The 16711-nt window shown below is 69.0% G+C and carries 12 protein-coding genes and 1 pseudogene; 3 read left to right on the top strand and 10 right to left on the bottom strand.

The genetic code is table 11. The features are described 5' to 3' along the window. Window positions 1-19: 19 nt before the first annotated feature. The 3 genes from AC1DGW_RS08925 to gap all read right to left on the bottom strand — a co-directional run bounded on the left by AC1DGW_RS08925 (window position 20) and on the right by gap (window position 5411). Window positions 20-1399, bottom strand: coding sequence for a DUF3999 domain-containing protein (locus AC1DGW_RS08925; protein ID WP_478021813.1), 1380 nt, complete (start codon window positions 1397-1399; stop codon window positions 20-22). After that, window positions 1396-4110: a DUF2339 domain-containing protein gene (locus AC1DGW_RS08920; protein WP_478021811.1), complete on the bottom strand. Its 2715-nt coding sequence runs from the start codon at window positions 4108-4110 to the stop codon at window positions 1396-1398. Before AC1DGW_RS08920 ends, AC1DGW_RS08925 begins: the two co-directional genes overlap by 4 nt. Before the next feature lie 299 nt (window positions 4111-4409). Next, complete coding sequence (gap, locus tag AC1DGW_RS08915) at window positions 4410-5411, bottom strand: type I glyceraldehyde-3-phosphate dehydrogenase (protein WP_478021809.1); 1002 nt, start codon at window positions 5409-5411, stop codon at window positions 4410-4412. A gap of 242 nt (window positions 5412-5653) precedes the next feature. Between gap and AC1DGW_RS08910 the strand changes: the two genes are divergently transcribed. Further along, window positions 5654-6298 carry an OmpW/AlkL family protein gene (locus AC1DGW_RS08910; RefSeq protein WP_478021806.1) on the top strand — a complete coding sequence of 215 codons (645 nt, stop codon included), beginning with the start codon at window positions 5654-5656 and terminating at the stop codon, window positions 6296-6298. 142 nt (window positions 6299-6440) lie between these two features. Next, window positions 6441-7277: a S1/P1 nuclease gene (locus tag AC1DGW_RS08905; protein WP_478021804.1), complete on the top strand. Its 837-nt coding sequence runs from the start codon at window positions 6441-6443 to the stop codon at window positions 7275-7277. A 99-nt stretch (window positions 7278-7376) separates the two neighbouring features. On the opposite strand, the gene AC1DGW_RS08900 is transcribed toward AC1DGW_RS08905, so the two are convergent. The 3 genes from AC1DGW_RS08900 to AC1DGW_RS08890 are packed head-to-tail and all read right to left on the bottom strand — an operon-like array spanning window position 7377 to window position 9911. Then, window positions 7377-7961 carry a hypothetical protein gene (locus AC1DGW_RS08900; protein ID WP_478021800.1) on the bottom strand — a complete coding sequence of 195 codons (585 nt, stop codon included), beginning with the start codon at window positions 7959-7961 and terminating at the stop codon, window positions 7377-7379. Beyond that, complete coding sequence (locus AC1DGW_RS08895) at window positions 7958-9550, bottom strand: TonB family protein (protein WP_478021797.1); 1593 nt, start codon at window positions 9548-9550, stop codon at window positions 7958-7960. The genes AC1DGW_RS08900 and AC1DGW_RS08895 overlap by 4 nt, the downstream gene beginning before the upstream one ends. Then, complete coding sequence (locus AC1DGW_RS08890) at window positions 9537-9911, bottom strand: BlaI/MecI/CopY family transcriptional regulator (protein ID WP_478021795.1); 375 nt, start codon at window positions 9909-9911, stop codon at window positions 9537-9539. Before AC1DGW_RS08890 ends, AC1DGW_RS08895 begins: the two co-directional genes overlap by 14 nt. 119 nt (window positions 9912-10030) lie before the next feature. Here AC1DGW_RS08890 and AC1DGW_RS08885 point away from each other — a divergent pair, with 119 nt between their 5' ends. After that, entirely contained in the window at window positions 10031-11986 is a 1956-nt protein-coding gene (locus AC1DGW_RS08885) for an acetyl-CoA hydrolase/transferase C-terminal domain-containing protein (RefSeq protein WP_478021793.1), read from the top strand. 15 nt (window positions 11987-12001) lie between these two features. Here AC1DGW_RS08885 and AC1DGW_RS08880 read toward each other — a convergent pair. The 4 genes and pseudogenes from AC1DGW_RS08880 to AC1DGW_RS08865 all read right to left on the bottom strand — a co-directional run bounded on the left by AC1DGW_RS08880 (window position 12002) and on the right by AC1DGW_RS08865 (window position 16516). After that, window positions 12002-12369: pseudogene (locus AC1DGW_RS08880) on the bottom strand (VOC family protein). Window positions 12370-12389: 20 nt separating this feature from the next. Next, complete coding sequence (locus AC1DGW_RS08875; RefSeq protein ID WP_478021791.1) at window positions 12390-12770, bottom strand: VOC family protein; 381 nt, start codon at window positions 12768-12770, stop codon at window positions 12390-12392. 246 nt (window positions 12771-13016) lie between these two features. After that, complete coding sequence (tkt, locus tag AC1DGW_RS08870; protein ID WP_478021787.1) at window positions 13017-15023, bottom strand: transketolase; 2007 nt, start codon at window positions 15021-15023, stop codon at window positions 13017-13019. Between the two features lie 170 nt (window positions 15024-15193). Continuing rightward, window positions 15194-16516, bottom strand: a complete 1323-nt coding sequence (locus AC1DGW_RS08865) for a dicarboxylate/amino acid:cation symporter (RefSeq protein ID WP_478021783.1) — start codon at window positions 16514-16516, stop codon at window positions 15194-15196. Window positions 16517-16711 lie beyond the last annotated feature (195 nt).

Raw genomic sequence — 16711 nt, 5'->3', positions numbered from 1 at the left:
GTGCGCCCCTGGGTCTGCTTCAGTCGTTCGCGGGGCGGTTGCCGCGCAGCAGGTTCATCGCGAAACCGGCCACCGCCAGCGCGCCGGCCACCAGCACGGCCCACAGCACCAGGTTCTTCCAGTCGCGCACCGGCGCCGCCGGCGCATAGGCCTTGTCGCCCGCGCGCACCGCGCCTTCGCCGAGGCTGGCGGCCGCTGGCTGCCATTGCGCGCCATTGCGGGCGCGCAGGGCGGCCAGCATCGGCTCCAGGTTGCTCTCGCGCACGCCGGCGCGCGCATTGCCGGCCACCAGCAGGTACGGCGCGCGCCCCTGGGCGAGGAACACCACGCTGCCCGGCCGGTAGCCCAGCTTCAAGGCCGGCGCCGGCGTACCGGCCACCGCCGGTTCGGCCTGCAGCTGCCAGTCGCGGTCGCTGGTTTCCTGCCCGAGTTCCAGCGGCGCCGAGGCCTGCGTGCGCCCGTCTTCCTGCAACGTCCAGGTGTTCCAGCCGCTGGCCCGCACCTGCCAGGCCTGCTCCGCATCGGCCACCTTGCGGTCGTCGTCGCTGCTGGAAACATTCCACGACACCGCGGTGTTGGCCGGCATCGTTACGTCCACGCGCTGCACCGGGAAGCGGCCCTGCGCCCGATAGCGGAACCGGGCCGGTGCGCGGTTGTCGGGCGCCGACGCGGCCAGTTCGATCCACTGCCAATCGCCCAGGGCCACGTCGCCGGCCAGTTCGCCCTGCAGCGCGCGCAGCGGCGGCGCGCCTTCGCGCTGCAGCGGCACCAGCCGCAGGTAACGCAGCGACGTGGACACCGCGACCCGGTCGTTGCGCAACTGCCGTCCCTGGTTGTGCAGGCGCACCAGCCGCACTTCCGGGTCGAGCACCTGCCAGCGGCGCAGGTCGTCGCTGCCTTCCAGCCGATAGCCCAGGTCCAGCGCCGTCGGCTCGCCGTCCCATTCCACGCGCAGCGCCTGTACCTGCCCGGCCTGCCGGCCGAGGTCCACCAGCCACGACGGATCGCCCTTGCCCGTGCCAGCGGCGCCCAGCGTATTGCGCACCGACACCACGTTGCCGCCGGCATCGCGCTGCACCACCACGCTCAGGTCATCGCCCGTCGTCGTGGCGGCGCTGGCGGGCAAGGCAAACCAGTCCAGCGCCACCTGCCGCACCGGTCCGGCGATCGGCATGGCCGCGGCCTGCACCGCGCTGGCCATGGGCCTGCCGTCGGCGTCGATCACCTGCACGTCGTGCAGGTCGCGCCAGTACGCGGCGCGGTAGACCCCCGCGTCCAACGTGACGCGGTAGGCGCCGGCCTCGGCCTGGGCCAGCTGCAGCGGCCATTGCGTCGCGAAATCGTCGGCGGCCTGCGCCGTCAGCGGCAGCAGCGCCATCCACCACAAACGCCTGATCATGCGGAAGCTTCCTCTTGTTGCGTCTCGTCGCCGCGCTTGCGCGGCGGTGCCGGGGCCAGCCAGCCGACCAGCGTGCACAGCAGTCCATAGGCGATGAAAGCGCCGATGCCCAGCAGGTCGCCAAGATTGCCGCGGTCGATCAGCAGCAGCTTGGCCAGCACCACGGCCATCAGGATCGCACCGGCCAGCCACAGCCCCCATTGCCCGCGCCGCGAGCCGCTCACCCAGCCGATCACGCCGAACAGGCTCCACACCACGGTCAGGCTGGTCTGCGCCAGGCTGGTATCGATCAACCGGCCATCCCAGTCGATGCCGCCCCAGTGATGCACCGCGCGCAGGGTGATGGTGCTGACCAGCACCAGCGCCGCCAGCGGCAGCAGGCCCAGGCGCAGCCCGGCCAGGCGCGAGCGCGCCTCGACCGACCACAGCCGCAGCGCCGCCAGCACCAGCACGGCCAGTTGCGCCAGGTCCAGCGGATTGAGCAGCGCGATCCACGACAGCGGCGCCGAGGCGCCATCGCTGGCCAGCGATACCAGCCACCACAGGCCCAGCACCGCGAAGGTCGTCGCCTGCAGGATCGGCCGGTAGCGGTCGAACGCCGCGCCCAGCGGCTGCGCCAGCCAATGCCAGCGACGGATCGACAGCGCCGCCAGCAGCAGCCACGGCAGCGCCAGCAACATGCCGACCCAACCGCCGGCCAGTTCGAAGCGCTTGCCCAGGTGCCAGGACAGCAGCGACAGCACCGTCGGCCACAGCAGCCACCAGGCAAGCTGCGCCGCACCGGCGATGGCGTCACCCGCCGCGCGCAGGCAGAGCAGGCTGCGCACGCCCAGCGCGGCGAACAACGGCCAGGCCCATGCGCCGTGGCCGGCGAACGGCTGGCCATAAGCCGCCAGTTGCAGGAAGGCCAACGGGAACGCCAGCACCAGGCAGCCCAGCGTGGTCAGCGACAGCGCCAGTGCCGGCCGGCGCCGATGTACCTCGGCCGCCAGCCAGCCGGTGACACCCAGCAGCAGCAATACCCCGTGCAGGGTGCTGGACGGTTCGACGAAGCGCTCGATCTCGGTACCGACATTGCCCATCCACCAGACCAGGCCCCAGGCGTAGGCGATCACCGCCACCGGTCGGTTGCCGGTGCCGCGGTACAGCCATGCGGTGGCGAAGGCGGCCAGTGCGATCAGCAGCGCGCCCATGAAGACCGCGTTGGCAACGGCGAACCGGGCGCCATCGTGGATCGCATGGGCGCCGTCGATACCCATCGCCAGCGCGAACGCCGCGGCCAGCTGCAGGCCGATGCCGGTCCAGCGTGCCAGCCGGCGCTGCTGGGCCAGACCGAGCCAGACCAGGCCGGCGCCTTCCAGCGCGAACACCGAGGCGGTGGCCTTGGCCGACAGCGCCAGCGGCACCGCCAGCGTGGCGAATCCCACCGCGAGGATGGCGTAGCCCTGCGCCAGCAGATGCAGGCGCTCGCGGCCCAGCAGCGCGCGCGCCAGCATGGCGTAGAGCACGGCCACGCCCAGCGCGCACAGCGCCAGCGGCATGCGCTCGCCCTGCAGCAGGCCGGCCTGCAGCGAGAACGCCACCAGCGGCGTGCCGAACAGCAGGCAACCGTCGATGCGCGCGCCGCCCGGCGTCGTCGCCTTGCGCGCATACAGCAGCGGCAACAGCAGGTAGAAAACGAAGAACAGCAGCAGGAACGGCTCGGTGCTGGCGAACTTGGCCGGGACATAGTCCAGCACGCCCCAGATCGTGCCGATGCCCCAGGTGAAGGCGAAGCCGAGCAKGTTGAGGATGCGCCACGGCCGCACCCAGGCGATGGCGAAGATACCGGCGTTGAGCAGGGCGTAATACGAGAACAGGCCGACATGGTTGCCGCTGCCGTCGGACAGCCAGACCGGTGCCATGAATCCGGCCAGCACGCCGAGGATGGCGAGCGTGCGCGACTCCTGCAGCACGGCCATCACGCACAACCCGGCGATCAGCACCACGCTGATGGCGAACGCCGGCAGGGGATCCAGTACGCCGTAGTTCTTGGTCGCGGCGAACACGGTCAGCAGCAGCACGCCGATCGCACCGCCCTGCAGGGCCAGGGCAAAGGCGCGGTGGCTCTCGCGCTTGCGCCAGGCGAACACCAGTCCGGCCAGCGCCGCGGCGCTGATGCCGGCCAGGCGCAGCTCGATCGGCAGGCGCAGCCAACCCTGGTCGCTGACGTACTTGAGCAGCGCCGCCACGCCGGCCAGCAGCACCAGCATGCCGACCTTGACCGGCACGTTGCCGGTGGTGAACCACTGCTTGACGCGCGCGATGCCGCGCTCGATGACACCCGGCTCCATCGGCGCCCGAGGTTCCGGCGACGGCGCGGAGGCCGGGACGGCACGGGCCAGCGGCGGCGCCACGGGCTCCGGCAACGGTGGCAACGGCGGCGTGGCGCCAGGCAGCGGCGGCTCCGGCGCCTCCATCGCGGGCCCAGGCAGGGGTTCGTCGGGCCCGTCAGGCGCGGACTCGAACTCCCCCGCCTCTGGCAACGACTCTTCCCAGGCGCTGCTCCATGCGGCGGCCGGGGGCGGCGCCGCGTCGCCAACCTGCCCGCGCGCCAGCGACGCCTCGAGCGCGGCCACGCGCTGCTTGAGCGAGGACACCGACACCAGGGCCATGACCAGCAGCACCGGCACCGCCAGCACCACCACGACAACCAGCAACCCAAAGAACATCAACGCGCCATCCATTCCTCGTCCTTGTCACCGGGAGGTGCGGCACCACCTTATCCACGCCTCGCCGAAACGCAAGATGCGGCATGGCCGGTCTGTGGCGTGCTGCAGGAAAACCGCAGGGCATGGCCCGCCGCCACGCAGGAGCGCACTTCGGTGCGCGATGAGACCCTCAGGGGAAGCCCCATCGCGCACCGAAGTGCGCTCCTGCAAATGCACCCAGCCCGGCGCCACGGTGGCGGGCCGGGAAAAAAGAAGGGCGCCCATGGCGCCCTTCCCTTCATCCAACCGCGACGGATCGATCAGGCCGCGATCACGCGCACCATTTCCAGGCACTTGTTGGAATAGCCCCACTCGTTGTCGTACCAGCTGACCAGCTTGACGAAAGTGGAGTCCAGCGCGATGCCGGCGTCGGCGTCGAACACCGAAGTGTGGGTCTCGCCGCGGAAGTCGGTGGCCACCACCTTGTCCTCGGTATAGGCCAGCACGCCCTTCAGCGCGCCTTCGCTCTGCGCCTTCACTTCGGCGCAGATCTCGGCGTAGGTGGCCGGCTTCTCCAGCTCGACGGTCAGGTCGACCACCGACACGTCCGAGGTCGGCACGCGGAAGCTCATGCCGGTGAGCTTCTTGTTGAGTTCCGGGATCACCACGCCCACGGCCTTGGCCGCGCCGGTGGAGGACGGGATGATGTTCTCCAGGATGCCGCGGCCGCCGCGCCAGTCCTTGTTGGACGGGCCGTCGACGGTCTTCTGGGTGGCGGTGGCGGCGTGCACGGTGGTCATCAGGCCACGCTTGATGCCCCACTTGTCGTTGATGACCTTGGCCAGCGGAGCCAGGCAGTTGGTGGTGCACGAGGCGTTGGAGATGATCGTCTGGCCGGCGTAGGTCTTGTGGTTGACGCCGAACACGAACATCGGCGTGTCGTCCTTGGACGGGGCCGACAGCAGCACCTTCCTGGCGCCGGCATCGATGTGCTTCTGCGCGCTGGCCTTGTCCAGGAACAGGCCGGTGGACTCGATCACCACGTCCACGTCCACTTCGTTCCATTTCAGGTTGGCCGGATCGCGCTCCTGGGTCAGGCGGATCTTCTTGCCGTTGACCAGCAGGTGCCCGTCTTCGACGGCGACGTCGGCCTTGAAACGGCCATGCACGGAGTCGTACTTGAGCATGTAGGCCAGGTAGTCCGGCTCCAGCAGATCGTTGATGGCCACGATCTCGATGTCGTTGCCGAAGTTCAACACCGCCGAACGCAGCACGTTGCGTCCGATGCGACCGAAACCGTTGATGCCGACCTTGATTGCCATGTTCACGAACTCCTGCAGCCGCAGACCGCTGCGGCGGGGGTGGAAAGGGACCGGCATTGTAGCAGCCGGGCTTGTCCGGCTGGCTTGAGGCCCCCGCGCCGCACATGAAAAAGCGGTGCCGGGCCACAGGGCAAAACCATGAACGCCCCATGAGCACAAACGCACGTTTGATCCGGATCAAGGCGGGTACCAGGCACGCGGCAGAGACTGGCCGCAACTTCACCAAGCAACGGAAACACACCATGCGCAAGACCCCCGCCCTGCTGCTGTCCGGCCTCGCCGCCGCCCTGGTCCTGGCCGCCTCCCCCGCCATGGCACAGTCCAAGGGCGACTGGACCCTGGGCGTCGGCGTCCACAACGTCGATCCGAAGTCCAGCGCAGGCGACCTCGATGGCTCGGCCCTGGGCCTGGGCGCACTGCCGACCAAGGTGGACAGCAGCGTACGTCCGACCGTGACCTTCGAGTACTTCGTCGCCGACAACGTGGGCCTGGAAGTGCTGGCCGCGCTGCCGTTCCAGCACGACATCAGCATCGACGGCGTGGGCACGGTGGGCCGCACCAAGCAGCTGCCGCCGGTGGTCTCGCTGCAGTACCACTTCGCCAACAGCAGCAAGGTCACTCCGTTCGTCGGCCTGGGCGTGAACTACACCACGTTCTTCAGCACCGACAGCAAGGGCGCGCTGCAGGGCACCAAACTCAAGCTGGCCAACTCCTGGGGCCTGGCCGCGCATGCCGGCCTGGACTTCGCCCTGACCAAGAAGGACGCGCTGCGCGTGGACCTGCGCTGGGCCGACATCGACACCAAGGTCAAGGTGAACGGCCACACGCTCGGTACCGCCAACATCGACCCGCTGGTGTACGGCGTGGCCTACGTCCGCACGTTCTGATCCAGCCTTCCCCCGGTACCGCGGGGGAAGCCGGTTCCCAGGGCCTGTTCATGACCCGCCGCGAGCCAAGCGCGGCGGAATCGTGGACAGGCCCGCCACTTTCGGCACACGGCCGCGGCGGTGCGGCCGCTAGAATGCGGCGATGAAAATCCGCGTCCGCATTCCCCTCCTCATCTCCGGCGTCGTCCTGGCCGCTTCCACCCTGTTTTCGGCCCCCGCCTTCGCCTGGGGCGCGCAGGGCCACCGCCTGGTCGCGCGCCTCGCCGAAGCGCAGCTGGACCCCGCCGCCAAGGCGGAAGTAGCGCGCCTGCTCGCCACCGAGCCCGGCGCAACCCTGGCCAGCATCGCGCCGTGGGCCGACCAGCTGCGCGCCGAAGACCCCGACCTGGGCAAGCGCTCGGCCGGCTGGCATTACGTCAACATGGCCGAAGACGGCTGCATCTACGACCCGCCGAAGCACTGCCGCGACGGCGACTGCGTGATCGAGGCGTTGAAGACGCAGAGCGCGCGCCTGGCCGACCGCGGCCTCTCCGACGCCGAGCGCCTGCAGGCGCTCAAGTTTGTCGTGCACCTGGTCGGCGACATGCACCAGCCGATGCACGCCGGCTACGGCCACGACAAGGGCGGCAACACCTACCAGCTGCAGTTCAACGAGCGCGGCACCAACCTGCACTCGTTGTGGGACAGCGGCATGTTCTACGCCCTGCAGCTGGACGACGACCAGTACCTGCAGCGCCTGCAGGCACTGCCCGCCCCGACGGGCGTCGTTGCGCCGCAACTGCAGCGCGATGCCGCACAGTGGGCCGAACAGAGCTGCCGCATCGCCACGCGCGAGGGTGTATATCCGCCCGGCCACAAGGTCGACGATGCCTATGCCGCCACCTGGCGTCCGGTCGCCGAGGCACAGTTGCGCCTGGCGGGTGGACGGCTGGCGGCGCTGCTGAACGAGTTGCTGGATACCCCGCAGAAGCAGCACTGACCGGCATGTGACGCTGCGTCGCCGGAAGGCCCGGCACCTGTATCGACAGGCGTCAATTCGCAGATGCGGGGCTTGCCCCGCATCTGCGGCATCGCCGGCTCAGTGCGGCGCCTTGCCGACCTGCACCCGTGCCTGCCCCTGCACGATCTCGAAGGTGAACGCATAGGGCAGCGTCACCGGTACTTCTTCCACCTTCGCCACGCCGGTGCAGTCGTCCGGCGCGACAGGCGACGAGCCGGGGGCGAAGTGGCAGATCGCCGCGGGCGTGAAGCGCCATTGGCGCACGGCATCACCCGCGGCCTGCAGCAGGTATCCATTGTCCGCATCGTTGCCGGCACCGCATTGGCTATGCGCCAGCAACGGGAAGCTGCGCTGCACCTGCCCCTGCGCATCGACGACGACGTTCAGGCACACCGTCACCGGTGGCAGCGATTGCCGGCCCTGCAGGGTCGGCAGCTCCGGCAATGGCGCATGCACCGGTTCGGGCATGCGGAAGACTTCGCGTCCGGACAGTACATAGCGCTGCACTTCCCCGCCCTGCCCGCCCGCCGACTCCGGCAGCAGCAGGCGCTGGCCGATGTTGTAGCTGCTGTCCGGTGCATCCCCGGTGGCAGCCGGTCGCGTCGCGCAGCCGGCCAATGCCAGCAGCAGGCATAGCGCGCCGCATGCAGGGCTCCGCGTCACGATGCACCGTCTGCGCCGGGGGCGGTGGTTTCGTCCCTGTCGAAACGCACCGGCACGCGCACCTTGCCGGCGACGGCCTTGCCATCCTTGTAGGCCGGAACGAACTTCCACTCACGGGCTGCTTCCATCGCCGCCTCATCCAGGTCGGCATGCCCCGAACTGCGATCGACCGTGACACCGGCAGCCGTGCCATCGGCGGCCACCTCGACCTTCAGCACGACCTCGCCGGTGTTCATGCTCGGCGGATAGCGCGGCGGCGACATGTTGGCGAATCCCGGTGTGCTGGCCGGCGCATCCGTCGGGACCACGTTGATGCGCCCCTGCCCGGCAGGGGCCGGGACGGCGTCCGTGGGGCTGGCCTCCATGCCGAGGTCAGCAACGATGGCTTCCATCTTGAACAATGAAGCTCCGTCCTTCGTGTTGACGTGGATGCCGGCCGTGCTGTCGGTCGTCACCACCAGCGTCGGCGTGGCGACCACCTCTCCGCCTTCGCGCAGAGTGCCGGACAACACGACCTTGGCCGCATCCAGCGGCTCCACCTTGAACTCGCCCGTCCAGTTACGGCCGGCCGGCGTGTCCATGGAGAACGCAAACGGCTTGCCCGCATGCTCACGCACTTCGAAGTCGCGCGCCTGGCCATCCACATCCAACCGCAGCTTCACGCTGTAATAGGCGGCGCCCGCGGCGATCTTCTCCACCTGCGCAGGCTGCGCGGCCCAGGCCGCATAACCCAGTCCCGACGACAGCCCTGCCGACAACAGCACCATCGCGAACCACTGCTTCTTTCCCGGCACCGGACGCTTCAACATGGCGATACGCTCCTTCAACGGATGGCGGTCCTGCCAGTGGCAACCCACCGGCAGGGGCGACAGCGCCAGCCCGGTCTTGAGCATGGCGCTGCCATAGCTGCGGCGCGCACCATCGCCGCGGGCGATGACACGTTCGTCGCAGGACAGCTCCTGGTCCTCGCGGCAGCGGCGCACCGCCAGCGGCAGCAGCGGGTTGAACCAGTACAGGCACCGCATCGCCGCCAGCAACGCGTTGACCACGATGTCGCCGCGGCGCAGGTGTACCTGCTCATGCAGCAGCACAAGCTGGCGCTCCCGTGCGGTGTAGCGCCGCTCGAAATCCGCCGGCAGCACGATGCGCGGCCGCCACAGTCCGACGACGGCCGGCAGTCCGGCAGCGCCGCGCGCCTGCCACAGGCCATCGTCGCGACGCTGCAACGTTCCGAGGCCACGGACGAAACGATGCTGCTGGCGCAGCAGCCATGCCATCGTCAGCAGCGCACCCGCCAGCCAGATTCCGCCCAGCACCGGTACCCACGGCAGCATCGACGTGCCTTGAACAACCGCACGGGTGGCCACCGGCATCGCCGCGCCGATGGCCGTCATCGGCAGTACCGCGACGCGCGGCGCCGGCAACAGCACCCCAACCCATGCCACCAGAACCGCCAGCCACAGCAGGTAGGCCGCGCTGGCCCCCAGCCAACGCCGCACCACGCCGCGCATCAGCAGCACCACGGCCATCGCCGCACTGCCGGCCAGCGTGGTCGCCAGCAAGGCCTGCAGGAATTCAGGGCTGGTCATCGTCGAGCTCCTCCAGCAGCCTGCGCAGTTCGGCCACGTCGTCGCGGCTCAGCTTCCGGTGCTGGCTGAAATGCGCCACCAGCGGCGCGACGCGCCCATCGAACAGGCGTTCGAGCAGGCTGCTGCTCTCCTCCAGCAGCCACGCGTCGCGCTGCACCAGCGGCGCGTACAGATAGCGTCGCCCGTCCTTGATCGCGCTGATCGCGCCCTTGTTGAGCAGGCGGTTGAGCAGGGTCTTGATGGTGGCCTCGGCCCAGTCGTTGCGCCCCGCCAGGCGCGCCATCACGTCCTCGGCGGCGAGCGGATGCGCCTCCCACAGGATCTCCATCACCACCGCTTCGGCTTCGCTGATCCGGATCATCGTTTACGCCTGTAATTTTTATCGATTACACGAGTAAACGAAACACCTGTCAAGCGTCCCGACCGGAGCTTCATCGCCTCGATGCTGTAATGCGGCCTCCACGGAACAGCACACCTGCCATGCCCCATCATGTGATCGATCCCGATGCCGCCGTGGCGTGGCTGCTGGCCCATGTCGAGGGGCCGCTGCGCATCGGCGCGCCGCTGGCGCTGGGCAAGCCGCACCGCCTGCTCAACGCGCTGTATGCGCGCATCGAGCAGGATTCCTCGCGCCCGCTGCAGCTCTACACCGCGCTCTCGCTCGATCCGCCCCACGCCGGCGGCAACGATCTGCAGGCGCGCTTCCTGCGCCCGTTCGTCGAACGCCACTTCGGCGCCGACTTCCCGCGCCTGGCCTATGCGCAGGCGGTCGCGCGCGATGCCCTGCCCGCGCATGTGCAGGTGGAAGAGTTCTACATGCAGTCCGGCGCGCTGCTCGGCTCCTCGCAGGCGCAGCGTGCCTATACCAGTCTCAACTACACCCAGGCCGCCGACGCGGTGGCGCAGCGCGCGCCGCATGCCATCGTGCAGAAGGCAGCCATGCGCGAAGGCAGCGCGCGGCTGTCGCTGTCGTGCAACAACGACATCACCCAGGACACGCTCGATGCCATCGCCGCGCGCGGGCTGCCGCGCCCGCTGCTGATCGCCGAGGTCGACCCGGAACTGCCGTGGCTGGGCGGCACCGCCACGGTGGATGCGGATTTCTTCGACCTGGTGCTCACCCCGCCCGGACCGTATCCGAAACTGTTCGGCCTGCCGCGGCAACCGGTAAGCGATGCCGACTACGCCATCGGCCTGTATGCCAGCACGCTGGTGCGCGACGGCGGCACCCTGCAGATCGGCATCGGCACGCTGGCCGACGCGCTCAGCCATGCGCTGGTGTTGCGCCATACCGACAACGCCCGCTACCGGCAGATACTGCATGCGCTCGATCCGACGCTGGCAGAGCACCCGCTGGTGCGCGAGGCCGGCGGGCTGGAACCGTTCGAGACCGGCCTGTACGGCTGCAGCGAGATGCTCAACGAAGGTTTCCGCAAGCTGGTGCAGAGCGGCGTGATCCGCCGCAAGGTGCACGACGACCTGGCGCTGATGCAGCGCCTGGCCAACGGCAGCGCCTACACCGCCGATCATGCGCGGCTGGCCGAGGAAGGCGAATACCTGCATGGGGCGTTCTACCTCGGCTCGCCGGAGTTCTACGACTGGCTGCGGCACCTGCCCGAAGACGAATGCCGCGCCATCGGCATGCGCCGCATCAGCGAGATCAACCAGCTCTATGGCGGCGACGAGACCCTGCAGCGGCTGCAGCGCCGCGACGCGCGCTTCATCAACTCCTGCATGATGGCTACCGCACTCGGCGCGGCGGTGTCCGACGCACTGGAGGACGGCCGCGTGGTCTCCGGCGTCGGCGGCCAGCACGACTTCGTGGCGATGGCGCACGCGCTGGCGGATGCGCGCAGCGTGTTGATGTTCCGTGCACTGCGCGAAGACACAGGAAGCGCGCGCTCCAATGTCCGCTGGAACTACGGCCATACGACCATTCCCCGCCACCTGCGCGACATCTTCATCGACGAATACGGCATCGCCGACCTGCGCGGCATGACCGACGAGGATTGCGTGATCACGATGGCCGGCATCACCGACGCCGCCTTCCAGGCGCCGCTGCTGGAACAGGCGAAGGCGGCGAAGAAGCTGGCGCGCGACTTCATCGCGCCCACGCACTGGCAGCGCAACCGCGCCGACGTGCTGGCCACCGCGTTGGCACCGTTCCGCCACGACGGCAGCCTGCCCGATTACCCGCTGGGCAGCGACTTCACCCCGGTCGAGCAGGATCTGCTGCGCGCCCTGACCTGGTTGAAGGCCAACACCGGCGGTGCCGGCGGCAAGCTGCGCACCGTGCTCGCCGCGCTGCGCCAGCGCGCTGGCGACAACGACACCATGTACCTGCAGCGCATGGGCCTGGAGCGGCCGGCGGGTTTCGGCGAATGGCTCGACGCGCGCCTGCTGCGGTTGGCGCTGGCGCGCACCGTGCGGGCCTGAACGGCGGCGCGTCGCTCAGGCGGCCGCGGCGGCCGGATCGTGCTGCAGGATGTTCACCAGCCTGCCGAACGGATCACGCACGAAGAACCGGCGCACGCCCCACGGCTCGCTGGCCGGCCCGTATTCGATGGCGATGCCGGCGGCGCGGATGCGGGCGAGCGCTTCGTCCAGGTCGTCGACCTCCACCGACAGATCCGGCACCGGTGTTCCCGATCCCCCGTCGATGGCGAAGCTCAGCGGCGGGTCATGCGCGACGCCGCCGCATAGGTGCGGATCCAGCCGTGGTCCAGGACCGGATCCAGGCCGAGGATCGCGTGATGGAACGCATCGGCGGCGTCCAACTGGTCGGTGCGGATGTTGGCGACGATGCGGTTCACTTTCATCGGATTCTCCACGGTGCGCGCTATTGCCCAGCCGGCGGCTCCCACAGCTCGACTTTGTTGCCTTCCGGGTCGATGACCCAGCCGAACTTGCCCTGCTCCGAGGTTTCGGCCCTGTCCATGACGTCGCAACCCTCGGCACGGAGTACCGGCAGCAATGCATCGAGGTCGGCGACGCGGAAGTTGACCATGAACGGGGAAGTACTTGGCGCCATGTAGGTCGTGTCGGCGGCGAACGGACTCCAGATCGTCATGCCCGGCGCACTGCCCTCGCCGCCCCACGGGAAGACCGCGCCGTTCCAGCCGGCGACATCGAGCCCGAGATGATCGCGGTACCAGGCCGCCAGCGCCGCCGGGTCCTGCGCCTTGAAGAAGATGCCGCCGATACCGGTCACGCGCTTCATGTGCCTTCTCCGGATGTGCCGCCCACGACGGGAGGCCTGCGGCCGATGCTCGCACGCGGATGGAACCGGGGCCAGCGCGCAGACGGGAGGTTCTCCGGCCGACGCCCCGCCAACGCTGGATGACCTGGCCGTAGGAGCGCACTGAAGTGCGCTCCTACGAAGAGCGGGAAGCGCTCCCGCCGGAGGAGGGCCAAAGAAAAGGCCGGGAAGTCCCGGCCTTTTCTCACACCGATACGCTGCCGCGCATCAGTTCGCCAACTGCGCCTTCGCGGCGGCGACCACCGCTTCGGTGGTGATGCCGAAGTGCGGGTATAGCTTGTCGGCCGGCGCCGAGGCACCGAAGGTGTCCAGGCCGATCACCGCACCGTCCAGACCGACGTACTGGCGCCAGAAGCCGGTGACGCCGGCTTCCACGGCCACGCGCGCGCGGATGGCGTGCGGCAGCACGGATTCGCGGTAGGCCGCGTTCTGGCGGTCGAACACGTTGGTGGACGGCATCGACACCACGCGGGTCTTGATGCCGGCCGCGTCCAGCTCGGCCTTGGCGGCCATGGCCAGGCCCACTTCCGAACCGGTGCCGATCAGGATCACGTCCGGCGTGCCGGCGGCGTCGGCCAGCACGTAGCCGCCGCGTTCGATCTGCCTGACCTGCTCGGCGCTGCGCTGCTGCGGCGCCAGGTTCTGGCGGCTGAAGACCAGGCAGCTCGGGTTGTCCCTGCGCAGGATCGCTGCCTTCCAGCTCACCGCCGATTCGGCGGCGTCGCACGGACGCCACACATCGTTGTTCGGGATGTAGCGCAGCGAAGCGATGTGCTCGACCGGCTGGTGGGTCGGGCCGTCCTCGCCCAGGCCGATGGAGTCGTGGGTGAACACGTGGATGACCTGCGCCGGGATCAGCGCGCTCATGCGCAGTGCGTTGCGGGCATAGTCGCTGAACACCAGGAAGGTGGCGTCGAACGGCAGGAAACCGCCGTGCAGGGCCAGGCCATTGGCGATCGCGCTCATGCCGAACTCGCGCACGCCGTAGTGCACGTAGTTGGCCTGCGGGTCTTCGCCGACCACGGTGTGCGCGCCCTTCCACAGGGTCAGGTTGGAGCCGGCCAGGTCGGCCGAGCCGCCGATGATTTCCGGCAGCAGCGGCGCAAAGGCCTGGATGGCGTTCTGCGAGGCCTTGCGCGAGGCGATGTTCGGCGCTTCGGCCTGCACCTGGGCGATGTAGGCATCGGCCTGGGCGACGAAGTCGGCCGGCAGTTCGCCGTGCGAACGGCGGGTCAGTTCCTCGGCCTGTTCCGGGAACTGTGCGGCGTACTTGTCGAACAGCAGCTCCCACTCGGCCTGGCGCAGGGTGCCGGTGCCGCCCGCGCGCCAGCCGGCGTAGATGTCCTCGGGAATCTCGAACGGGCCGTACTCCCAGCCCAGCGCCTTGCGCGTGGCTTCCAGTTCGTCCTTGCCCAGCGGCGCGCCGTGGCTGGATTCCTGGCCGGCCTTGTTCGGCGAGCCGAAACCAATCGTGGTCTTGCAGCAGATCAGGGTCGGCCTGTCGAACTGCGACAGCGCCGCGTCGATGCCGGCCTTGATGCTTTCCGGATCGTGACCGTCCACGCCGCGCACCACGTTCCAGCCGTAGGACTCGAAACGGGCCGGGGTGTCGTCGGTGAACCAGCCTTCCACTTCACCGTCGATGGAGATGTTGTTGTCGTCCCAGAAGCAGACCAGCTTGCCCAGGCCCCAGGTACCGGCCAGCGAAGCGGCTTCGTGCGAGATGCCTTCCATCAGGCAGCCATCGCCCATGAACACCCAGGTGCGGTGGTCGACGACTTCGAATTCCGGGCGGTTGTAGCGCCGCGCCAGCAGCTTCTCGGCCAGCGCGAAGCCCACGGCATTGGCGAAACCCTGGCCCAGCGGGCCGGTGGTGGTTTCCACGCCCGGGGTTTCATGACGCTCCGGGTGGCCGGCGGTCTTGCTGCCCAGTTGGCGGAAGGCCTTGAGCTGCTCGATCGGCAGGTCGTAGCCGCTCAGGTGCAGCAGCGCGTACTGCAGCATCGAGCCGTGGCCGTTGGACAGCACGAAGCGGTCGCGGTTGAACCACTTCGGATTGTTCGGGTTGTGCCGGAGGTAGTCGTTCCAGAGCACTTCGGCGATGTCGGCCATGCCCATCGGCATGCCGGGGTGGCCGGAGTTGGCGGCTTGCACCGCATCGGCGGCGAGGAAACGGATGGCGTTCGCCAACTGGCGGCGGGTGGGCTGCGTCATGGTTCGTCGGGTCGGGAGGCTCCCGCGGAGCTGCGGGCGGCCTATTGTCCCACAGTGCACCGGGCAGGTCAGGCCATGTCCGCCTGCGGCAGAGGCAGTATCAGCCTGCTTCCGGAACGGCGAAGGCCGCCCGGAGGCGGCCTTCGTGCGGGTCCGGATTGCTGGCCAGCTCAGTGATGGCCGGCGTTGTCCGCCACTTCCGGCACCTCGTCGTCGGCCACGCCGCTGCGGTGGGAAACCACCACGGCGGTGGCGAGGTCGCCGGTGACGTTGAGCGAGGTGCGGCACATGTCCAGGAAGGTGTTGACGCCCAGGATGATGCCGATGCCTTCGGGCTTGATGCCGATGATGCCGCAGATCATCGCGATCACCGGCAGCGAGCCGGACGGGATGCCGGCGGTGCCGATGCCGCCCAGGATGCACAGCAGCAGCACCATCAGCTGCTGCGGCAGGCCCAGGTGCAGGCCATAGACCTGTGCCAGGAACAGCACGGTGATGCCCTCGAACAGCGCGGTGCCATGGTGGTTGGCCGAGGCGCCGACGGTCAGCACGAAGCGCGAGACCTTGCGCGGCAGCTTCAGGTTCTCCTCGGCCACGCGCAGGGTCACCGGCAGGGTGGCCGACGAGGAGGCGGTAGCGAAGGCGGTCAGCGTGGCTTCCTGGGTACCGCGGAAGAAGGTGCGCACGGGCATGCCGCCCAGCAGCCGCACCCACAGCGGCAGCACGATGAAACCGTGGATGGCCAGCGCCAACAGCACGGTGACAACGAACCACATCAGGCTCTGGATCACGTCCCAGCCCAGCCGCGCGGTCAGGTTGAACATGAAGGCCGCCACCGCGAACGGCGCCAGCTTGATGAACATGCCGATCAGGTGCATGCACACCTCGAACAGGCCCTGCACGGCGTTCTTGAACGCGGCGGTGCCGGCGGTCGGCTTCATCACCAGGCCGATGCCGATCATCAGCGCGAAGAACACGATGCCCAGCTTCTTGCTGTCGTCGCCCATCGCATTGACGATGTTGTGCGGCACGATGTTGACCAGCAGGTCCATCAGCCGCAGTTCGTTGCCCTTGCTGATGATCTCGCCGGTCTTGGCGCTGCTCATCGCCTGCTCTACCAGGGCCGGGTCCATGTGCGTGCCCGGCTGCAGCAGGTTGACGCAGAGCAGGCCGATGCCGACCGCCAGCGCGGTCACCACCGCGGTGTAGTTCAGCGTCTTCCAGCCCAGGCGGCCCAGCGAGGCGATGTCGCCCAGCTCGGCCACGCCCAGCACCAGCGCCGAGAACATCAGCGGCACCACCAGCATGAACAGCAGGTTGAGGAATATCTGCCCGAACGGCTGGGTCACGTAGTCGATGGTGGTCGTCACCCATGCCGCGTCCGCTGCGGTGGCGTGTGCGACCAGGCCCACGATCGTTCCCAGCATGAACCCGAGCAGCACCTTGATGTGCAGGGGCATGGAGGGCTTCCGGGGCGCGTGGGCGTGGGACATGCGGCGGTACTCGCGGGCGAAAGGTCGCGTAGCTTAACAAAAGCTGCACACCCGCCACCCCTGCCATATGGGCCAGTGCGCCCAGGTCGATGCGTTCCCGTGGATGCGGGGCTTGCCTCGCATGAAACCTTCCAGGTGAAGCCGCGTGCCGGGCAAGCCCGGCACCTGCGAAGGCCGACGGCCGGCCTCCGGCTG

The organism is Stenotrophomonas sp. 05N423 (genome assembly GCF_056397145.1).
Note: the sequence above shows the minus strand (reverse complement) of the source record. Positions and strands in the feature narration are given on the sequence as shown.